This window comes from Paenibacillus sp. GM2FR (genome assembly GCF_002803325.1).
Taxonomy (GTDB): Bacteria; Bacillota; Bacilli; order Paenibacillales; family Paenibacillaceae; genus Paenibacillus_AQ; species Paenibacillus_AQ lautus.
In genome coordinates, this window is the sequence record NZ_MKZM01000008.1 from 3,178,900 (window position 1) to 3,195,925 (window position 17,026).

The window sequence follows — 17,026 nt, forward strand, 5'->3', positions numbered from 1 at the left end:
TATTTTCTTGTAGTGTTCTGGCTCCAGTAATCCGGAGTAAATCGGAAAAGGGTAACTGCCTTCGGGCATCTGCTCATCCCCTTAAATTGCTATTAATCCCGCACGATTTTAATAAAGGTTCCATTTACTCCCTTGCCCTGGACGCCTGTCTGCAGCCCTTCCGTAAGGGAATCAATCATTGTAGCGATCATTGGTCCGTATCCTTCAGGCTTGAAGTCAAAACCGATCAATGATCCTAATGTAAAGGCGACAGATGTATAGAAATGGCCGTGCTGATCAATACCCATCTTCTTCGCTTCCTCGTTTTTTTCGGAAAGAAAGTCCACGATCTCCTTCGTACGCTGGTTTAATTCTTCCTTTGTCATTGCTTTCATATCGCACGCTCCCTCTTGATTCTCTCTTTCCATTCCTTATCCCCGAGGCATTGGCCAGGCGTTACTTCAAAGTGCCGGCGGCCGAGGACATAGGAGACAAACTTGTCTGAAGACTGTTCGTAGTACATGCCATTTAAGATTGGTTGTTTGGGCTGATCCTCATAATCCCCGAACAGATCAAGCTGTATAGGTTCATTCACGTTTTATGCCCCCTGTCATCCCGTAGGAACACAATTGGATACTTCACCTTCATAACAGTCCAGCCGGGGTATCCCCGGGAGAAGTAAGCCCGGGTCTCCCGCTTAAACTCATCCGGATCGGATGACATCAGCCGCCATATCCGATTGCCCATCAAGCTACGCAGCATCGGTTGGCCAAATTCATCGTTCATGCGACGAGAACTTCAATGCTGCCATCGTTGTTGTCAAAGCGAATGATTTGATCAAAAGCAGCCTGTGCATCCTCAATGTGCGTAATTACTAAGACCTTTTTAAAACGTTCAGCTACCGATTTGATTGATTCCAACACCAATGCACGATGTTCAGCATCCTGACTCCCTAATCCCTCATCAATGGTGAGCCACTCGACCTTGCTGCCGGCACGTTGCGCTAGCAGTTCGGCCAGCGCGAACCGTATGGCATAATCAATGCGGAGCTGCTCGCCGCCGGAGTACGTCTCATAAGGTCGCTCCGCCGTCCAGTCTCCGATCAAGATATCGAGCGTCTCGGATAGACCTGCACGAGTTTTCAGTTCCTTTTGCGTCTCAAAGCGGACGTAATGTTTGCCCTTCGACATCTGGCCGAGGATTTCGTTCGCGATTCGCTCGAGCTGTGGAACAGCATTTTCGATGATCAGCGCGGGAATGCCGTCACGGCCAAATGCTTTGATAAGCGTCTGGTAACGCGTCCAGCGCTTCGCCTTTGGCTCAAGCTCGGTCGCGATCCGGTCACGCTCCTGCTGATCGGCCTCGAGCGCGGTCAGCACCGTCTTAATTCCGCCGATCTGCTCAGCCAGCGCGGCAAGCTGCCGGCGACGGTCTTGCAATACGTTCTGCAATTGGTCCAGCTCACGCTTCAACGAATCATACTCAAACGTTTCGATCACTAAACTGTTTTTCTCGTTCTCCAGCTTTTCCTTGCGGTCTTGCTTGCTGACGATCTCCTTATCAATTGCGGTGATACGTTCGCTAGCATTTGCAACGGACTCATGTGCGGCAGAAATCTGGTCCTTGAGCCTCGCCCAACGTTCAAGATCGATAGCCTTGGCCGAGAGTTCTGGCAACGGTGCCAAAACAGTTTCGAGATCAACAGTTTGCAACTGAAGGTCATTCAGTCGTTGCCTTGCTGCATCCATTCGCTCCGACTTCTCGGCTTGCTGCTGCTTTAACTGCTGTAAAAGCTCGTCCTTACCAGCAAGTTGAGCATATTGGGACGATGCCTGCCTTAATTCATCCACTCTTGCCTTGCAGGTCCGGTGTGCTGCATTGTCATATTTTAAATTGGCTTGGTCGGCCTCCAGTGCAGCAATCTTTGCCATGATCCCAACAAGACTACTCCAGTCAAGCTCTTCTAATTGCTGCCGCAATGTTGGCAATTCCGCGAGAGCCACCGCCGCGGCTTGCTGAAATTTGCATGTTGGAAGGCAACCACTGTCGTGAATATGTGTCTCTTGCTGCTCAAGTGTAGTGATCTTATCGGCTAAGCGCTGCTCTTCGAGCTTGAGACGAGACTCCTCACGCTGATGCTGAGATTGCAGACTAGCAATTTCAGCAGCCAACAGATTCCACTTGTCCGCCTTCTCCTCGTGTGTCTGCAATTGCTGCGCTTCAGTCTCATAAACCTCGGCCTGCTGCTGGAGCGAATCCCGCCCAGCTAGTTGCTGTTGCAGTACGGTTATGCGCTCGCTTAACTGGTCCGAATCGTCCTTCAATTGGTAGAAATCCAGTTGTGTTGCGGAAAGATCCCGCTCCAATCGGTCAAGCTCCGGTTTTCTGGCCTCTAACGCGGCGATCTGCTGTTTGATCTGTTCCAGTTCTAAAGCTTTTTCCGTGATAGCCGTTTCATTAGCCAATATCTTCTCAGCTCGCTCTAAACGTTCAAGATGGCCTGTCTTCTCTTTCTGAAGCGCTACGATCTCTTCATCGATGGTTGCTGTATCAAGATCAATTTGCTTGATACGATCCCGTTTGCCATCAAACGCTGCAATGTGTGCTTCGGCCAACTTAACTGCTGCTTCATCACTTACGACTTGAGCAGACGCGATGCTGTGCTGCTTCTCGGCATTGAATAACTCTTCTTCCTTCAAAGGCCAATCATTAAGCCGCTCATCCAGCGTCAAAAGCTTGTCCTTCGCTTTCTCAATCTCGATATGAAGCAAAGCAGCACGCTGCCGTGCACGTTCCTGCAATTGTTCATAGACATTAAGTCCGAGAATTTGTGAAAGGGTCTCTTTCCGCTTCCCCGCCGTGGCACCAGTAAAGGCGTTGGCTTGTCCTTGAAGAATCATGGAACTGGATGTGAACGTCTCGTCATCTAGGTTCAGGAGATTGCGAATGACGGCCTCCGTGTCAACAATCTTCTCGGCAGATCGGCTTTCCCACTGGCCGTAAACTTGTTTCTGCAGTTCAAGTGTGGACTTACCTTTGCCTTTCGTGCTGCGCGTCCGGATGACCCGATATACACTGCTTTGATGCTCAAAATGAAACTCGACAGACATTTCTTGGGCTCCCCTGCGAACAAGGTCGTCCAGGCTGATGCCCTTGATTACGTCACCGAAGAGTGCGAAGCGCGGACCCAAGGTAAATGCCGATGATTTGCCTGCGCCGTTACGACCGGCAATCGCAGCTAACGTTACCGCCGACAAATCAATGTCGGCGAATTCAATGGCTCTGAAATTGTGAATGATAAGACGTAATGGAATCATTTCGCACCTACCCTTCGTGCGCCATTTGATCATGTCCATGACATGGCTTATCGGCGCAGTATTGGTTTGTTTTACTATTAACAAATGCTTTCCCGGTTACTGGATGTCGATCACGAAAGCTAATCCTCCCAGACTTCATTTCATTAGAAGGCCGTTCTGCTCCGCAGTATGCACAACGAATTAATTCACTCATAAGCTCCCCTCCATCAGTTCAGTCGTCATTGCCTGCAGCTCACTAATCTCTGTCGTTTCATACTCCTGGTTGTTTCCCCAAGCAGCCAATGCTGTCAAAGGATTCAACCCTTCGGTTACCTCGGTATCACGGATCCGTTCTGATCGTTCAACCTCCGCCCGAATCTCGGCCACGAAGAACGCCCCAGCATCATGCAGAGCCTTCTCCAATGAGCGCCGATCAAACCGCTTCTGTAACTCCTCCGAGCATGTATACCGCACCCGGACGATTGCGTCTTGGATGTTGGCAAAGTCGTCCACTTGACCGTCGAGCCAGGCAGCTACATCCATGTCACACCAGTCAATCGTTTTAAAGTTTCGAGCAGGAGTTTCAATAAATTGTGATCTGACTCCAGGTATTGGTCCGGAAAGTGTGACACCGTCCAGATCATGAATCCAAAATCCCGGAGTCGTTCGTTCATCACCAAAGTTATGCCGTTCTGGCGCACCGCTGTAATAAACGTTGCTGCCAGCGAGCTGCGGCCTGTGAATGTGGCCTAGGCAAACGAGATCAAACATCTTTGCAGCCCGATCCGTCAGGATTGGTTCGTTTTGAAGTAAAGCATCCTCGAACCCAGTGTCGGCCAGATCGAAGGTTAGATGACTCATTAGGATATTAGGCTGCTTACTGCTGCATTGAGACCGCAGCCTCCCACATTCCTCCGTAATCCATTCGGTCATCCGTTGGTGGAACTCATGAGGTGGTAACCCCGCAAACTCCTTCTCGGTAGCAAATGAACTGCGATTCATACCAGGGAGGCACGTTACATTAACCCCTCTGACTTGATGGACCCCTGGGTCTGTAAAAACTTTGACACGTGGAACTTGCATTTCTCGAATGAGATGATATGCACTAATCGCGTCATGTGACGGTGTGCCGCTGATTACGATTACCTCAATGTCGGCGTCTGACAACTTACGGAGCCAGGCAACAAACGCTTTGATTTCCGCCGTTGCCCGATCGATGAACACGCGAGCGTCTTTAAAAGCGTCACCATCGAATAGCACCAACTCGCATCCCTCTTCGATGATGCGGTCAGCGGACCAATCCATCGTGCGGGTAATGTCTTCAAATCGCGCTGCCGGCGTGGGGCCCGGATACCCGAACCCCCAGTGACTGTCTCCAATATGAGCAATTTTCATCGCAAGTCCTCCGGAAGATCATCGAAGTTAATTTCTTCTTGATCGCCGCCTCCACCAAACTCCAGGTAATCGCCAACCGTTTTCCAATCAGCTTCAGATTGAATATCCTGAACAACCTTCTTAACCGGTCGCCCAAGAGCCGTGCTGGCTTCTTCAGCTAAACCATTCCAATCAAGTCCTTGGTTTTTCATCAAGGAGAGTACGCGGTTTTTTTGAACGCTACTGGCTGACCCGCTAGAACGTGAGCTACTTTGTGAAGAACGAGAACCGTTACTTTGACGGGTTTGTTTTGGTGGAGGAGTGCTTCTTCCTTCGGGATCACCGTCTGGATCCTCTCCTTGTAAATATGCTTCGAGTTCATCCTGTGTTTGAGCAAAAATGCCACTTGACCGAGTAGCAGACAGTACTGCATCTACAAGCGCACGTTTCTTAGCCATCTTAAGCACCGTATTCCAAATGGAATGCATGTCGTCATTTTCCATCCGATATTGCACATACTTGCCGTATTGTCCGCTGCGTTCCTTCGAAACCAAGTCTTCCTTGCTAACTCCCTTGGGAACGTCCTTTTCAGATACCCAGCGCCAACGGTAACGACTTTCATACGTGTTCGCATGGCCAACACCTTCAGCGATAATCGAACCGGTCCCTCGATGAAGCAATCGAATCGTCACGTCCACTGCGTAATATCCAGTTTCGTGAACCTTATCCTCAACTTTGGATGCAATTGTTGGGGCCAGATTGTAGAACTCACACAGCCCCTCAGCTCCAGCTTTATATAGAGTTGGTTTATCTGTGCCGGGGATGATGCCATAGTCGACACCATCCTGCATCACTTCTCGGAAAAACTCTTTAGTCAAATTTAGCTTTTGTTTCATGGCATCCAGCTTTCTTCGGAGGTCTGTCGCACTTCCGAATTCAAGGTCAACGATAGCCCCTCCTCCGGTGCTTCCACCGGAGGGAGAGGGCATGACTGTCAAGTTAGTTTCATCCAATTAAGCCACCCCCTGAAGGAGCCCAGCAGCTGCTTGAAGCGCCCGAAGCTCGTCTTTCAATTTGCCCAACCTCACCGCCGCATTCTTCAAATTCAGTTCGGCTTCAGAGAGGTTTCCACGCTCATCTACTGTGTGCGCCCGCATTTGAGCAGCACGGATTTCAGCGTTTTTCCCTTCAATAACATTGCTGAGTAACAAATCATCTTCCTTTTGTTGAAGCAATTCTTTTGCAGTTACTACGTTGCTATTTGCCTCCAACACTTCATCCTCCGCTACTGCGATCTCTGCCGGCAAAGCCAACAATCTATTTGCGATCTCTTGTTTTGTCATGCGATTTCCTCCTCAATGGATGGTTTCATTTCATGATTTAAAATGGCTTGTTGATCCGGTGACTCTGGATAACGAATACCGTCCAGAAATGTCCGGAGCTTGTATTCCAGTTCAGCTAACTGCTCTGGATCTGCATGCAGCTGGAATGAACCTGCTTGTTGCCGTATGGTCAGTACGGGTGGAGAATATTGTGTAGCAGGCTGAATCTCCACATCGATTGTCCGACCAGATACGTCAGCCGAAAAGGCAGTTGACAATTCAATCACTCCCTCTTGTGTGATTCGCCCCCATCTGCTAATATGGGGGCAACAAAATTAAATTTTGGCACCAGATATGACCCGTTCCCGCGGGTCATTTTCTGTTTGATCATGTTCGGCGATGTTCTGCCATTCCACGATGACCGGGCAATTCTCGACACTGGCAATAATCTGTTCGTTCTCATCGATCACCCAAAACTCGGAAATGTGGTCATCACCCACCTGCTTGATCTCAATGACTTCGCGTCTGTTCACCTCTGTTCCGACTTCAAAAACCCGGGTCGGATTACTAACAACCGTTAATTTTTGAATCACTTGCATGGCGTTTCCTCCCTTCATATGTACTTTTCAAGGTGGGCCGGGGGTTGGCACCACCTTGGATGCGTTAGCCGCATCTCTCAACGCCGAACAGGAGAATAGGTTAGAAAACTGTCCGACGCCGAGAGACAGGGCTAACAGCCCTGAACCTATCGATTGAACTCTGCCCAAAATGGGCCTGAAATCTCTCGAGGTAATGAATCGATAACATTTTGGAATAGTTTGAAATTTGAGATGGCTTTCTCGTCTCCTGGTTTTGATACAATCCATGCATCCATAACTTGTTTGTATCGAATAGCGAGTGCATGAACGAATTCCTGAATATCTTCAGCTGTCATTGTTTGTGCTCTTGCCACAACATGCGCTTGTCTACCATTTTCGTAAGCAGAGTAAATAAGTCGTGCAACGGTGCTGCTGGTATCAGAGCTCCAACCATTTAGCCAGTCCACTATTCGGGATTCGTGCTCCGACATATCCCTACCGATCTGCTCCATCACTAAACCCTTATCAATCATGTCGTCCGCTCCTTGCGCTTCCGTTGTTCGTCAGCTACAATAGACACCAAGAGACTCATTAGTCGTGATCTCAGTCGAGACTGCCCTGGCCGGCGGTCTTTTTTCGTTTCCAATTCTTTTTCCGCAAGCCTGATCATGTTGTTCAGATAAACAACTCCGTTATAAAGCTTCCCCGGCTGCATCTTATCCGGATTTCGAGAAATCACTTCGAGATTGTGAGATGCTGACTTCGCAGCCAAGCGTGCTTGTTCTACTAAATCCTCTCTTTTCAAATCAATCATCCTCCTATAAATGGCATTATGCTTTGCATGATCGATAGCCCGTCCATTCCGCAAAGGAATGCGACCACCACTTCTTTAGCACCGGTAACCTCCACCCATCTGAGCATGGTCGGCATGTCCGGGATTTTGTGGTCATTCTCATATTTCGAGATGCAAGCCTGGGTCCGGTGAAGTCTTGCGGCCATTTCCTCTTGTGTCAATCCAGCCCGTTCCCGGCAAGCCTGCATGATTGCACCAAATTTCATTGTTCTTTCACCTCCCCCGAATATTCCATTTTGGAATAGGAAAGTGTGGTTCAACCTTGTAGTATGTAATTAGAGCTTTTCCCCACCCCAATCCCCTCATCCGCTGGAGCTGGATCCGCTCCGGCGGGTTTCTTCAATCCTTTTCAAGCTTTCCGTCGCTTCTTTTAAAACTCTCTTTCTTTCAAGCTTTGATAACTTTTCTGGGTTTACAGCGTACTTCGGAAGGGACATATCCAATGCGATCTCAACATCAATCTTTTTGAGCAAACTCCTTGTTACTGTCGCTGTAACACAGGCAGTTCTGGAAGTTTGACGCATCCATCGAAACCGCATGTTAGGCTCCCTCCTCAAGCTCTTTACTTTCAACTTTTTCTGAATTAGGAGCCTCTTGTACAATTTTCAAAGCCTTGACCATCTTCTCCATATCTGGTTCATATTCAGCCTGATAAGTTATTCCCGGAGGGGTTTTCATCTACCATTCCTCCTCATTTGAATTTCACGAGCACAAAACGGCTACGATTTGGTTCGTGACTGATGAAATTCATCACCCAGCCCTCACTCAACAGCCGGCTGACTTCTAAAGGATCACGTAATTCACGTACTTCTTTGATGTCTTGAATGTCTTGGTCCAAAGTGAGTAACTCCTTTCCGTGTGTGTTTCGTATTTTAATTTGCCATTTCGGTAATTTCCTCAACAAAAAAAAGCTCCTCAATCGATACGCCTAACTTATCAGCCACTTTAGCAAGGGCTTCTGCAGTAAACTTCCCTCTTCCAGTTTCAAGATAATAGTATCCATTAGGGCTTTCATAACCAAGCAATTTGGACATATCATCAAGAGACAGGTCGTTAGCTTTTCGATGAGCCTTTATCTTCACAAGATCCACCTTTTTCATTGTGTCACCCCAATCTTTATTACCGTTTCGGTAACTTGTTATCTAGATTTTATATTACCATTACGGTAATGTCAACATGTTTAATTACCTTTTTGGCAACATTATTTATTTACCAATTTGGTAATGTTATTATTTCCTTATATACGCTGTAGAGTGAGGAATGTGTTATGGAGATTCTCGGAGATCGAATAAAATATCTTAGAGAGAAAATGAACTATACTCAAAAAGATCTTGCCAAGAAGGCTGGGCTCACAGTTGTTCAATTGTCTCGGTACGAGACGAATGACAGAAAACCCGATCCCGACTCTCTAAAAAGAATTGCTGATGTACTTGATACATCAGCAGATTACCTGCTTGGCCGTATAGACAACCCTAAGAGATATGAAAAAAACATGTCATTCTATGGTGGTCCAGAACATTATACACAGGATGAGATCGAAGAGATGGAAGCTGCATTAGAACGATACCGCGCAATGAAACGCCGTGCAGCAGAGCAAGCAGAAAAAGACTCGAAAAATTAGCAAGTACCCCAGCCGATGGGGAGAGTATTTGGGTGAATGTATAATGGAGTTTGCTGATCAGATCAAATCGTTGGCTAAGAGAGTTCAAAAAATGAAGGATAGCATTTTGACAGAAGAGGCTACTAAAACATCTGTAATCATGCCCTTTTTTCAATCTCTTGGTTACGATGTCTTTAATCCTGAGGAATTTCTCCCGGAGTTTGTTGCCGATGTTGGTATTAAAAAAGGAGAGAAAGTTGATTACGCGGTCATGCAAGATCGCAAGCCAATAATTCTGATAGAAGCTAAGTCTATCCAAGAACAACTTACTAAGCACGACTCTCAACTCTTCAGATATTTTGGTACCACTTCCGCCAAATTTGCCATACTAACAAATGGTATTGTCTATAAGTTCTACACAGATTTAGAAGAACAAAATAAGATGGATACCACTCCTTTTTTTGAATTTAATCTTTTTGATATACGTGATCACCAGATTACAGAGTTAAGCAAGTTCAAAAAGGATAATTTTGATGTGGAGAGTATCAACACAACAGCGGCTGAATTAAAGTACACAAATGAGATTAAAAGGTACCTTAAAACTCAATGGGATACTCCTAGCGACGATTTTATTTCGGTTATACTTTCCGATGTTTACCCTGGAAAAAAGACCAGGCAGGTATTTGAAAAGTTTAATGGTATAGTGAAACGATCCCTTAAAGAGTTTGTCAATGATATTTTAAATGATAAACTCCAGACTGCACTTGCCAATACCAACTCGGAACAAGTCTCTAACAAAGAGGTTGCCACTACCATTGAAAAAATCGTCGATGAGAGACCGGAAATCGTTACAACTCAAGAGGAGCTCGAAGGATACATCACGATCCGCATACTGTTAAAAGATATTATTTCGCCCGATCGAGTAAACTACCGTGACAATTTAAGTTATTTTAATATTCTGATAGATAATAATATCCGCAAATGGATTTGTAGGTTGCACTTTAATAGCGTCAACAAGATGATTCAGTTTAATGATGACGAAAAAACTACACTCCAACTTGATGATGTTGCCGATTTAATCTCACATAAAGAAAAGATAATTTCGACTGCTGAACGTTTTATCTAAAAGCCAACTAGCCCATACTACTGGGCTTTTCTTTTTAACACTAAAACGAACATACATTCCCTTTTACGAGGTGTATTTCATGATATTTCCCAATTATTACGAAACGACACTGGAACAGTGGATATCTGATCGTTACCGATCAAATCAAATCCTTCTTCCAGAGGACCTTGATTTACATCGAGTTTCCGATACATTTCTAGTGGATCTCCAATATGATCATTGCAAACCTTTCTCTGATAACGCTGAAAAAGTCATCTTTCTGAACAAGAGAGATCCTTACCCTATATCACGAATGATCTTCTTTCATGAACTTTGCCACGTGCTTAGGCATGTGGGGGATCAGCGAAGGATGAACAAACTTTTCAAGGATGGCCAGGAGGCCGATGCTAACGCCTTTTTGTTGTATGCTTCCATGCCCTTCTTCATGATTTCTAAACTAGGTATCCCGGATAACCAAACTGATGCAATTCAGTATTTGGCTACTACTTTCCGTATACCACCTAAGCTTGCTAAGCAGCGACTTAAGCAAATTCAAAGGAGGGAACTTCAAAGCATCTTGTTTTTCTCCGCTGCACCAACTGAACAGTTAGAACCTGTAGGCGAAGAACTAAGTGATGCTGTAGAAACACAAATTTACGCGTATTACGATCCATCAGGTAATCTGGAATGTCCATCACAATTACTTCTACATATTGATGAACAAACACTACATACTCGTGATGAACTTCAATTCTCTTTGGATGATCATTTTGCTTACATTGACGAGAGTCAGTTAGAGGTATTTGCTGACAGCCAACCCGTTCTTCACAATGATCTGGATTTCAGAGATGGAAAGGTCAAATTAAACCTTCATCGTCTTGCTAGCAGATATCGATATGCCACACAGAAGTTTGTGATTCAAACGAAAGAACTGAAAACTGTTTTAGAATTTCATGGAGTATGTTGCTGATAAGGAGGTCCGCATGATTAACTTTGCTGAAAACCAATTTAAAGATGTAGTGATATATCCCCGTGTTTCAAGTGATGATCAGCAAGAACGAGAAACAATTCAAAGTCAGATCGAGTTCGCAATAAAATACTGTGAACTCCATGGTTTGAATATCACCGATTGGTATAAGGATGATGGTATCTCCGGGACAATTCCTTTGGACGAAAGGCCAGAAGGTAAAAGATTATTAGAAGACGCCAAGGCTGGAAAGATCAAAACCGTATTAATCTATAATATGAAACGTCTTGGACGTAAGGCCCGAATCACTTTAGATGCTATATATCAACTTGAAGAGTACGGTGTAACCATCAAATCGATGACTGAGCCATTTGACACCAGTACACCTATGGGCCGATTTGTTATTACATTATTAGCCGGTCAGGCTGAGTTTGATAGAGATACTTTACTCGAAACTTTATGGCATGGAGCTAACCGAGTTGCTCGTTTAGGCCAATGGTTGGGCGGTATTGTACCTTATGGATATCAGGTTATCGATAAATTTCTGCAGATCAATGAGGAGCCGCTGCCAGGTAAGGAAGATTTATCTGAGGCAGCAGTAATTCGATTAATGTACCACCTTGTAGGTCATGAAAAGTGGTCAACGGTGCAAGTAGCTGATTACTTTAATTCCTTGAAAATCCCGCCTTCGTATGTGAAGGATGGACGTAAAATCAAAAAGGGAAAACGAAAGGTAAACACCGCCGGTGTTTGGACACCAGGCAGAATACGAAACATGATTGTAAGCACCACATATAAAGGAATTCATGTTTACGGAAAACGATCAAAAAAGGATCGAGAACTCATTAAACGAGAGGTGCCTGCAATTGTATCCGAAGATCAGTGGAATAAAGCCCAGCAGGCATTACGCGATAACCAGATTGAGGCTTTCCGAAATCAGAATCGGGACAATCTTTTGCGAAGTCTTATCAAATGTGGTAGCTGTGGTTTAACCTATCATGGGGCTTCTTACGCCGGCTCTGGTCGTAAACCTACAGCCTATTACATCTGCGGTGGTAAGACCGTCTACAGAGGTCCCTTACAAGGCAAATGTCAATCCAAAAACATTCCGGCTGAATGGATTGACAACATGGTCTGGGAGGAATGTGTCCGATTTATACTTAATCCTGGAGATGCGATTAAGGAAATGAACTCGGGAATGGAAATCCGAAAATCGAAGGTCGGGGAGTACTTATCTGAGAAAGAGATGGTCCAGAAAAGTATTGATGACAAGCAAACTGAACGTCAGGATATCCTCTCTCTATACCGGCTAAAAATGATTACTGCATTAGATGTTGAGAAGCAGCTTCAAGAAATCATGTCTGAAACGGCTACCTTAGAGAATCGATTACATGAACTCGATTTATTGATAAATGCTGAAAATGACATGTCCAAAGATTTTAAGACAGCGGAAGAGCTGCTCTATGATCTTCGTATGAAAATTATCGCCGGCAATAACGCTCCATCCTTTAGCACCCGCCGCGAGATTGTTAAAACGCTGGTACATGAGATCATCGTCGACACAATTCCATCACCAACCGGTGGAAGACCAAAAGCATCTGTAAATGTGAAATATGCCTTTAACAAAACAGTTCCCGCTGATATAGCTTTTGCCAAAGGTAAAAATCACACGGTTGTCCGTGCGGTTATTACGGCAGTGATCACCCCCATCAGCGCTGCACGTGCAGCGTTACACGAATTGCTCAATACCGCGCTAGAATATCAGGGCCCTTGATGGATCGGATCGACCTTCAAGTGGACGTGCCGCGGCCCAAGGAATGGCCGGGAAACGCGACACCCATATCCTCCGAGCAAATGCGGGATCAAGTCTATGCGGCACAAACGATTCAATTGAAACGCTACAGCAGGCTCCCGTTCAGCTGGAACAGTGAACTGTTCGGCAGCTTCCTGAGGAAGCATGCCATGCTGGACAAGGACTCGGCAGAGCTTCTGCAAGCGACAATCGATACGCTGGGCCTGAGCATGCGCGCTTACGACCGCATCCTGAAGCTGGCCAGAACCATCGCCGATTTGGAGGCATCCGATGAAATACAAAGCCAGCACGTTGCAGAAGCGATTCAATATCGTCAGCTGGATCGACAATATATCACCGCCGAAGAAACAACTCGTTTATGAAATGTAGTCTTTAGCCCACGGGGGAAGCGAAGTATTTCGAGCCGCGACATGCCCTGTTTAATTTTATGTCTCCAATGTCGAAGAGGCTTATCAGCATCTGAAAGAAATATCAGCATCTGAAAGAAAACGGAGTACGTGTCGATAACATCCGGAGTACGGCGCAACCTATTTCACTTTTTATGATCTGGATAACAACGGTCTGGAAGCTTGCTCCTATTGAATAAATAACCTGTCCTATGCAAAGAAGGTGATGGAGCTCAGCTCCTATCACCTTCTTCTTTATTGTGATTCTTATGGATTCTTTGGATCGCATCCATCTAAAATGCATTCTCGATATGATCCATCGAGACAAGCGTCAGATCTGCCCGAAGCATAACCGAGATAACATCAAACCGGATCGGCCGTTCATAATAACGCTTATGATGAACGTACTGCTGGGCCGTGTTCCGGACCTGCATCACTTTGCGGGCGTTCACGGACTCGGAAGGCGTACCGAAGCTGGTCGTTCCGCTCCGGCTTCTGACCTCAATCACCACAAGGGTCTCCCCTGTTTCGGCAACGATGTCCAATTCTCCAGTGCGGCAGCGCCAATTCCGGTCCAGAACCCGGTATCCTTTTTCAATCAGGGCAGCGGCCGCCAGCTCTTCGGCAGCCGCTCCCTTTTGTTTGCGGTTGTCCTTTTTTCCGGATGGCGAGGTCATTACGGCATTATCCCTCCATCCTTCGCTTGACGATCCGCACGATAAACATATGTCAGCACTTCCGCAACCAGCTGGTACAATTCCTCCGGAATCTGCTGATCCAGATCCAGCTTGGAGAGAATCTCCACCAAAGCGGCATCTTCCTGGACAAGGACGCCATGCTCTTTGGCTTTGTCTAATATAGACTCCGCCAGTTTCCCTTGTCCTTTGGCAACCACAACCGGCGCTTCGCTCTCGCCGGGCGTATATTTAAGGGCGACCGCCTTTTTCATGGCCGTTAGTTCCCCTTGCTCTTTCTCAAGCTTATTCATATTCGCATATCCACCCCTTTGTAGGTTTGCGGGGTGTATTCTGCTGCCGTTCCCTGCACGGACGTGTCTGAAGTAGGCGGCGCAGCTTGGGGCAGCGGTTCTGTTTTTACGCTGAGCAATTGGTAGCCGATAGACGAAACAGCCTGAGCCAACTCTTCCTTTTTCCCCTCAAACAGCTCAGCGGCATAACTTTGATCATTCCGAAAGTTAAGGCTGACAATCCGGTCAACGACCTGCACATCGATCAAGGTCGGACCCAGAAATTTCATGTCCAAGTCGAACAACAGCCTGCAGTTGGTTGCATCCAGCTCACCTCTGCGGCCTCTGCGTGATTGAATATGTACGGATGCAGTCTGTTCCCCGTCGGCCCCATGCAGGGGTATGAACATCGTGACCTGTGCGAACGGAGCCGTTCGATCGGTGTTTAGCAAGAGCTGCTGGCCCGTTAAATGCTGAACGACTTGCTGTGCCGCTTCCTTTAGGGCGGGCGGCGCATCCTGGCTGGATAACACCTGAAGCAATACTCCCTTCAGCGTGTCTTGCAGGGCAAGCGCCGATTCACCCGATGGCGTTGAGGCCATGACGGCTTGCTGTACGCCTAAGGCGATATTCTGCTGGCCGGATGGCACAACCGGCTGTGTTAAGCCCGGCTGATTCACGGCACCGGCCTGAGCATTCGGGACAGCTTGCTGGTTCGCATTCGCCGCACTCCCTGGCGTGGCGAGGGCCCCTGGTGTAATCGCTGCTGAGCCACTGCTGCCAGGGGCAGGGGTTGCTGGCAGGGATCCCGCTTGTCCGCCTGCTTGACCTGCAGCAGCAGCGGTTGGCTGAGCTGCAGGGGGCGGCGGTGCAGCAGCTCCCGCAGCTGGAGCAGGAGCGGGTGCGGGCACTGTCGCATTCGCTCCAGGCGCGGCGGCGCCGGGAGCCGCGCCCGCGGCCGTGCCGCTGCCGGGCAGCCCGGCCCCCGGCTGCCCGGCAGGTGCTGCGGCGCTGCCCGTGCGCGCCGCTTCGCCCGCGGGGCCCGTACCGGCCCCGCGCAGGGCTTGCTGCTCGTGCTCCGCACCGAGCAGCTTCAAGAGCCGCCCCACCCACGGCTCCGCGCCGGGGGTGGGCGGCTTTGGCGAAGGGCCTGCGGCCCCTTCGCCTAGAGCTGCCGCCGGCCCCGTGGGCACGGCGGCGGGTTGTCCGGCGGCAGGCGTTGCCGTGCCGCCGCTGGCCCATGGCTGCGCGAGCTCGCCGCGCAGCTGCTGCAGCAGGCCTTGCAGCTTGGTCAGCAGCGCCTGCTGACCTGAACCGGCCTGCGCTGTACTGCCAGCGGCACCGTTCGCCGCTGCTGCTTGCTGCTGAGCGGCAGCGGCTCCTTCTCCGCCAGCTGCCGTCGGAGGCGCAGCGGATGCTGCATTTTTCCCCGCAGCGGCTGCGTTTCCGGTACCGTTGCTTAAAGCGGACGCCAGCTGCTGCTCCAGCGACTGCAGCAGCTGATGCAGCTGGGGTCCGAACACAGCCTGATGCAGTCCCTTCACGCTTTCGGGGGTAATCGGCAGGCCGCGGTGAAACGCGATCGCAGCCGACTCCGCCCATTCCGCCGCGGGAATCTGCGGAGGCTTCACGGCCAATGCTTCTCGGAACATGGCGATATTGTCCTTCGTCAGCGGAACTCCAGCATTCTGCATGCCCCGGATCATTTCGCGGTTCTCCTTCGTATCCGGAAGACCCGCAAAATCCAGCACCTCAGCCATGGATGACGGGGACAGCGGCTGTCCCGGCGTTTGACTGAGCGGCTTGAGAACGGCCGTCCCTCCCTCTCCCGGCGGCTGAACCTGCAGAAGGGCTGTTTCCCCGGCTCGAAGCGGTGTTTCCAGCTTCGCCTTCACTTGAACGCCCTGGATCTGCACCACGGCTTCCTGCCCGTCTTCCGATACGTTCATAACGACACCGCGAACGACCTGACCCGGCTTTAATTCCAACGTCTTGGCGTCTCCCGGCTTCTGCTCACCCAGGAGTCCGCGAATCAACGATCCGATGTTCACGATAGTTCCTCCCACACCTTCTGTTTACCTTATATATCGGCAGCAGCCCGCCTTTTGACGAGGGCGGGCTGCATCGAAATCTAGAATAGGGACAATTGCTCAATCTCCATATTTTTCAGAAAGCTTCTTCTATGCATGGCTGTAGGTCCGTGCAGCTGCAGCTGCTCCCGGTGAAACTTGGTGGCGTAGCCTTTATGTACGGCGATTCCGTATTCAGGATAACGCTCCTCCCATTCCCCTTCGCACAATCGGTCGCGGGTGACCTTGGCAATAATGGAGGCTGCCGCGATGGACTGGCTGTTGGCGTCTCCTTTGATGATGGCACGCTGGGGAATATCGCAATCCACCTTCTCGGCATCAACAAGCAGAAACTGGGGAGTCACAACCAATTGCTCGATGGCCATCTTCATGGCAAGCCTTGCGGCTTGTTTGATGTTGATTCGGTCAATCGTTTCTGCATCCACCAAACCGACACCCACCGCCAGCGCCTGTTCCATGATAAGGTCGTAGAGGGCTTCCCGCTTCTTGGCACTGAGTTTTTTTGAATCGTTAATCCCTTCAATCACTAACCCCTCCGGCAAAACGACCGCCGCAGCGACCACGTCGCCGAACAAACAGCCGCGGCCTACTTCGTCAATACCTGCAATATGTATATAACGGCTCCAATACTCACGCTCGTACATTAATAAATCTGTCATAGGTTTAACCCCTTTGGTTCCAAAATTACCGTTTGTT

24 protein-coding genes and 1 pseudogene are annotated in these 17,026 nt (G+C 48.5%); 5 read left to right on the forward strand and 20 right to left on the reverse strand.

Annotation, left to right across the window (positions count from 1 at the left end):
- Window positions 1–92 precede the first annotated feature (92 nt).
- From PAEVO_RS14260 to PAEVO_RS14325, 16 genes are all read right to left on the reverse strand, one after another.
- A complete protein-coding gene (locus PAEVO_RS14260) occupies window positions 93–374 on the reverse strand; it encodes a hypothetical protein (RefSeq protein ID WP_100538133.1) in 282 nt (93 codons plus the stop codon).
- On the reverse strand, window positions 371–574 hold the full coding sequence (locus tag PAEVO_RS14265; protein ID WP_100538134.1) for a hypothetical protein: 204 nt from the start codon (window positions 572–574) through the stop codon (window positions 371–373). The genes PAEVO_RS14260 and PAEVO_RS14265 overlap by 4 nt, the downstream gene beginning before the upstream one ends.
- Window positions 571–765, reverse strand: a complete 195-nt coding sequence (locus PAEVO_RS14270; RefSeq protein ID WP_100538135.1) for a hypothetical protein — start codon at window positions 763–765, stop codon at window positions 571–573. Before PAEVO_RS14270 ends, PAEVO_RS14265 begins: the two co-directional genes overlap by 4 nt.
- On the reverse strand, window positions 762–3,329 hold the full coding sequence (locus PAEVO_RS14275; RefSeq protein WP_165789664.1) for an AAA family ATPase: 2,568 nt from the start codon (window positions 3,327–3,329) through the stop codon (window positions 762–764). Before PAEVO_RS14275 ends, PAEVO_RS14270 begins: the two co-directional genes overlap by 4 nt.
- A gap of 156 nt (window positions 3,330–3,485) precedes the next feature.
- Window positions 3,486–4,670 carry a metallophosphoesterase family protein gene (locus PAEVO_RS14280; protein ID WP_100538137.1) on the reverse strand — a complete coding sequence of 395 codons (1,185 nt, stop codon included), beginning with the start codon at window positions 4,668–4,670 and terminating at the stop codon, window positions 3,486–3,488.
- Window positions 4,667–5,662 carry a hypothetical protein gene (locus PAEVO_RS14285; RefSeq protein WP_100538138.1) on the reverse strand — a complete coding sequence of 332 codons (996 nt, stop codon included), beginning with the start codon at window positions 5,660–5,662 and terminating at the stop codon, window positions 4,667–4,669. The genes PAEVO_RS14280 and PAEVO_RS14285 overlap by 4 nt, the downstream gene beginning before the upstream one ends.
- Complete coding sequence (locus tag PAEVO_RS14290) at window positions 5,663–5,992, reverse strand: hypothetical protein (RefSeq protein ID WP_100538139.1); 330 nt, start codon at window positions 5,990–5,992, stop codon at window positions 5,663–5,665.
- Window positions 5,989–6,249 (reverse strand): hypothetical protein, encoded by a 261-nt coding sequence (locus tag PAEVO_RS14295; RefSeq protein WP_100538140.1) that lies wholly within the window; start codon window positions 6,247–6,249, stop codon window positions 5,989–5,991. Before PAEVO_RS14295 ends, PAEVO_RS14290 begins: the two co-directional genes overlap by 4 nt.
- A 57-nt stretch (window positions 6,250–6,306) precedes the next feature.
- The gene (locus tag PAEVO_RS14300) at window positions 6,307–6,570 is read right to left on the reverse strand and encodes a hypothetical protein (protein ID WP_100538141.1); all 264 of its coding nucleotides are present in this window, start codon (window positions 6,568–6,570) and stop codon (window positions 6,307–6,309) included.
- A 146-nt stretch (window positions 6,571–6,716) separates the two neighbouring features.
- Entirely contained in the window at window positions 6,717–7,082 is a 366-nt protein-coding gene (locus tag PAEVO_RS14305; protein ID WP_100538142.1) for a hypothetical protein, read from the reverse strand.
- Complete coding sequence (locus tag PAEVO_RS14310; RefSeq protein ID WP_100538143.1) at window positions 7,079–7,363, reverse strand: hypothetical protein; 285 nt, start codon at window positions 7,361–7,363, stop codon at window positions 7,079–7,081. The genes PAEVO_RS14305 and PAEVO_RS14310 overlap by 4 nt, the downstream gene beginning before the upstream one ends.
- Window positions 7,360–7,608, reverse strand: a complete 249-nt coding sequence (locus tag PAEVO_RS14315) for a helix-turn-helix domain-containing protein (protein WP_100538144.1) — start codon at window positions 7,606–7,608, stop codon at window positions 7,360–7,362. Before PAEVO_RS14315 ends, PAEVO_RS14310 begins: the two co-directional genes overlap by 4 nt.
- Window positions 7,609–7,704: 96 nt before the next feature.
- On the reverse strand, window positions 7,705–7,941 hold the full coding sequence (locus tag PAEVO_RS14320; protein WP_100538145.1) for a hypothetical protein: 237 nt from the start codon (window positions 7,939–7,941) through the stop codon (window positions 7,705–7,707).
- Window position 7,942: 1 nt separating this feature from the next.
- Entirely contained in the window at window positions 7,943–8,080 is a 138-nt protein-coding gene (locus PAEVO_RS33820; protein WP_165789665.1) for a hypothetical protein, read from the reverse strand.
- Window positions 8,081–8,093: 13 nt separating this feature from the next.
- Window positions 8,094–8,240, reverse strand: a complete 147-nt coding sequence (locus PAEVO_RS33825; RefSeq protein ID WP_165789666.1) for a hypothetical protein — start codon at window positions 8,238–8,240, stop codon at window positions 8,094–8,096.
- Between the two features lie 34 nt (window positions 8,241–8,274).
- Entirely contained in the window at window positions 8,275–8,502 is a 228-nt protein-coding gene (locus PAEVO_RS14325; RefSeq protein ID WP_100538146.1) for a helix-turn-helix transcriptional regulator, read from the reverse strand.
- Between the two features lie 167 nt (window positions 8,503–8,669).
- Here PAEVO_RS14325 and PAEVO_RS14330 point away from each other — a divergent pair, with 167 nt between their 5' ends.
- The 5 genes and pseudogenes from PAEVO_RS14330 to PAEVO_RS14350 form a co-directional block, all read left to right on the forward strand.
- The gene (locus PAEVO_RS14330) at window positions 8,670–9,023 is read left to right on the forward strand and encodes a helix-turn-helix domain-containing protein (RefSeq protein ID WP_100538147.1); all 354 of its coding nucleotides are present in this window, start codon (window positions 8,670–8,672) and stop codon (window positions 9,021–9,023) included.
- Window positions 9,024–9,066: 43 nt separating this feature from the next.
- Complete coding sequence (locus PAEVO_RS14335) at window positions 9,067–10,128, forward strand: type I restriction endonuclease (RefSeq protein ID WP_100538148.1); 1,062 nt, start codon at window positions 9,067–9,069, stop codon at window positions 10,126–10,128.
- A gap of 79 nt (window positions 10,129–10,207) precedes the next feature.
- Window positions 10,208–11,077, forward strand: coding sequence for an ImmA/IrrE family metallo-endopeptidase (locus tag PAEVO_RS14340; RefSeq protein ID WP_100538149.1), 870 nt, complete (start codon window positions 10,208–10,210; stop codon window positions 11,075–11,077).
- 13 nt (window positions 11,078–11,090) lie between these two features.
- On the forward strand, window positions 11,091–12,848 hold the full coding sequence (locus PAEVO_RS14345) for a recombinase family protein (RefSeq protein ID WP_100538150.1): 1,758 nt from the start codon (window positions 11,091–11,093) through the stop codon (window positions 12,846–12,848).
- A pseudogene (locus PAEVO_RS14350) lies at window positions 12,749–13,249 on the forward strand (magnesium chelatase subunit ChlI family protein); the annotation flags it as partial. The gene PAEVO_RS14345 and the pseudogene PAEVO_RS14350, both read left to right, overlap by 100 nt.
- Window positions 13,250–13,566: 317 nt before the next feature.
- Here PAEVO_RS14350 and PAEVO_RS14355 read toward each other — a convergent pair.
- The 4 genes from PAEVO_RS14355 to PAEVO_RS14370 form a co-directional block, all read right to left on the reverse strand.
- Window positions 13,567–13,950 carry a YraN family protein gene (locus PAEVO_RS14355; RefSeq protein WP_100538151.1) on the reverse strand — a complete coding sequence of 128 codons (384 nt, stop codon included), beginning with the start codon at window positions 13,948–13,950 and terminating at the stop codon, window positions 13,567–13,569.
- A complete protein-coding gene (locus PAEVO_RS14360) occupies window positions 13,950–14,261 on the reverse strand; it encodes an EscU/YscU/HrcU family type III secretion system export apparatus switch protein (protein WP_100538152.1) in 312 nt (103 codons plus the stop codon). Before PAEVO_RS14360 ends, PAEVO_RS14355 begins: the two co-directional genes overlap by 1 nt.
- Entirely contained in the window at window positions 14,258–16,291 is a 2,034-nt protein-coding gene (locus tag PAEVO_RS14365; protein ID WP_100538153.1) for a hypothetical protein, read from the reverse strand. The genes PAEVO_RS14360 and PAEVO_RS14365 overlap by 4 nt, the downstream gene beginning before the upstream one ends.
- Before the next feature lie 80 nt (window positions 16,292–16,371).
- Window positions 16,372–16,989 carry a ribonuclease HII gene (locus PAEVO_RS14370; RefSeq protein ID WP_100538154.1) on the reverse strand — a complete coding sequence of 206 codons (618 nt, stop codon included), beginning with the start codon at window positions 16,987–16,989 and terminating at the stop codon, window positions 16,372–16,374.
- Window positions 16,990–17,026 lie beyond the last annotated feature (37 nt).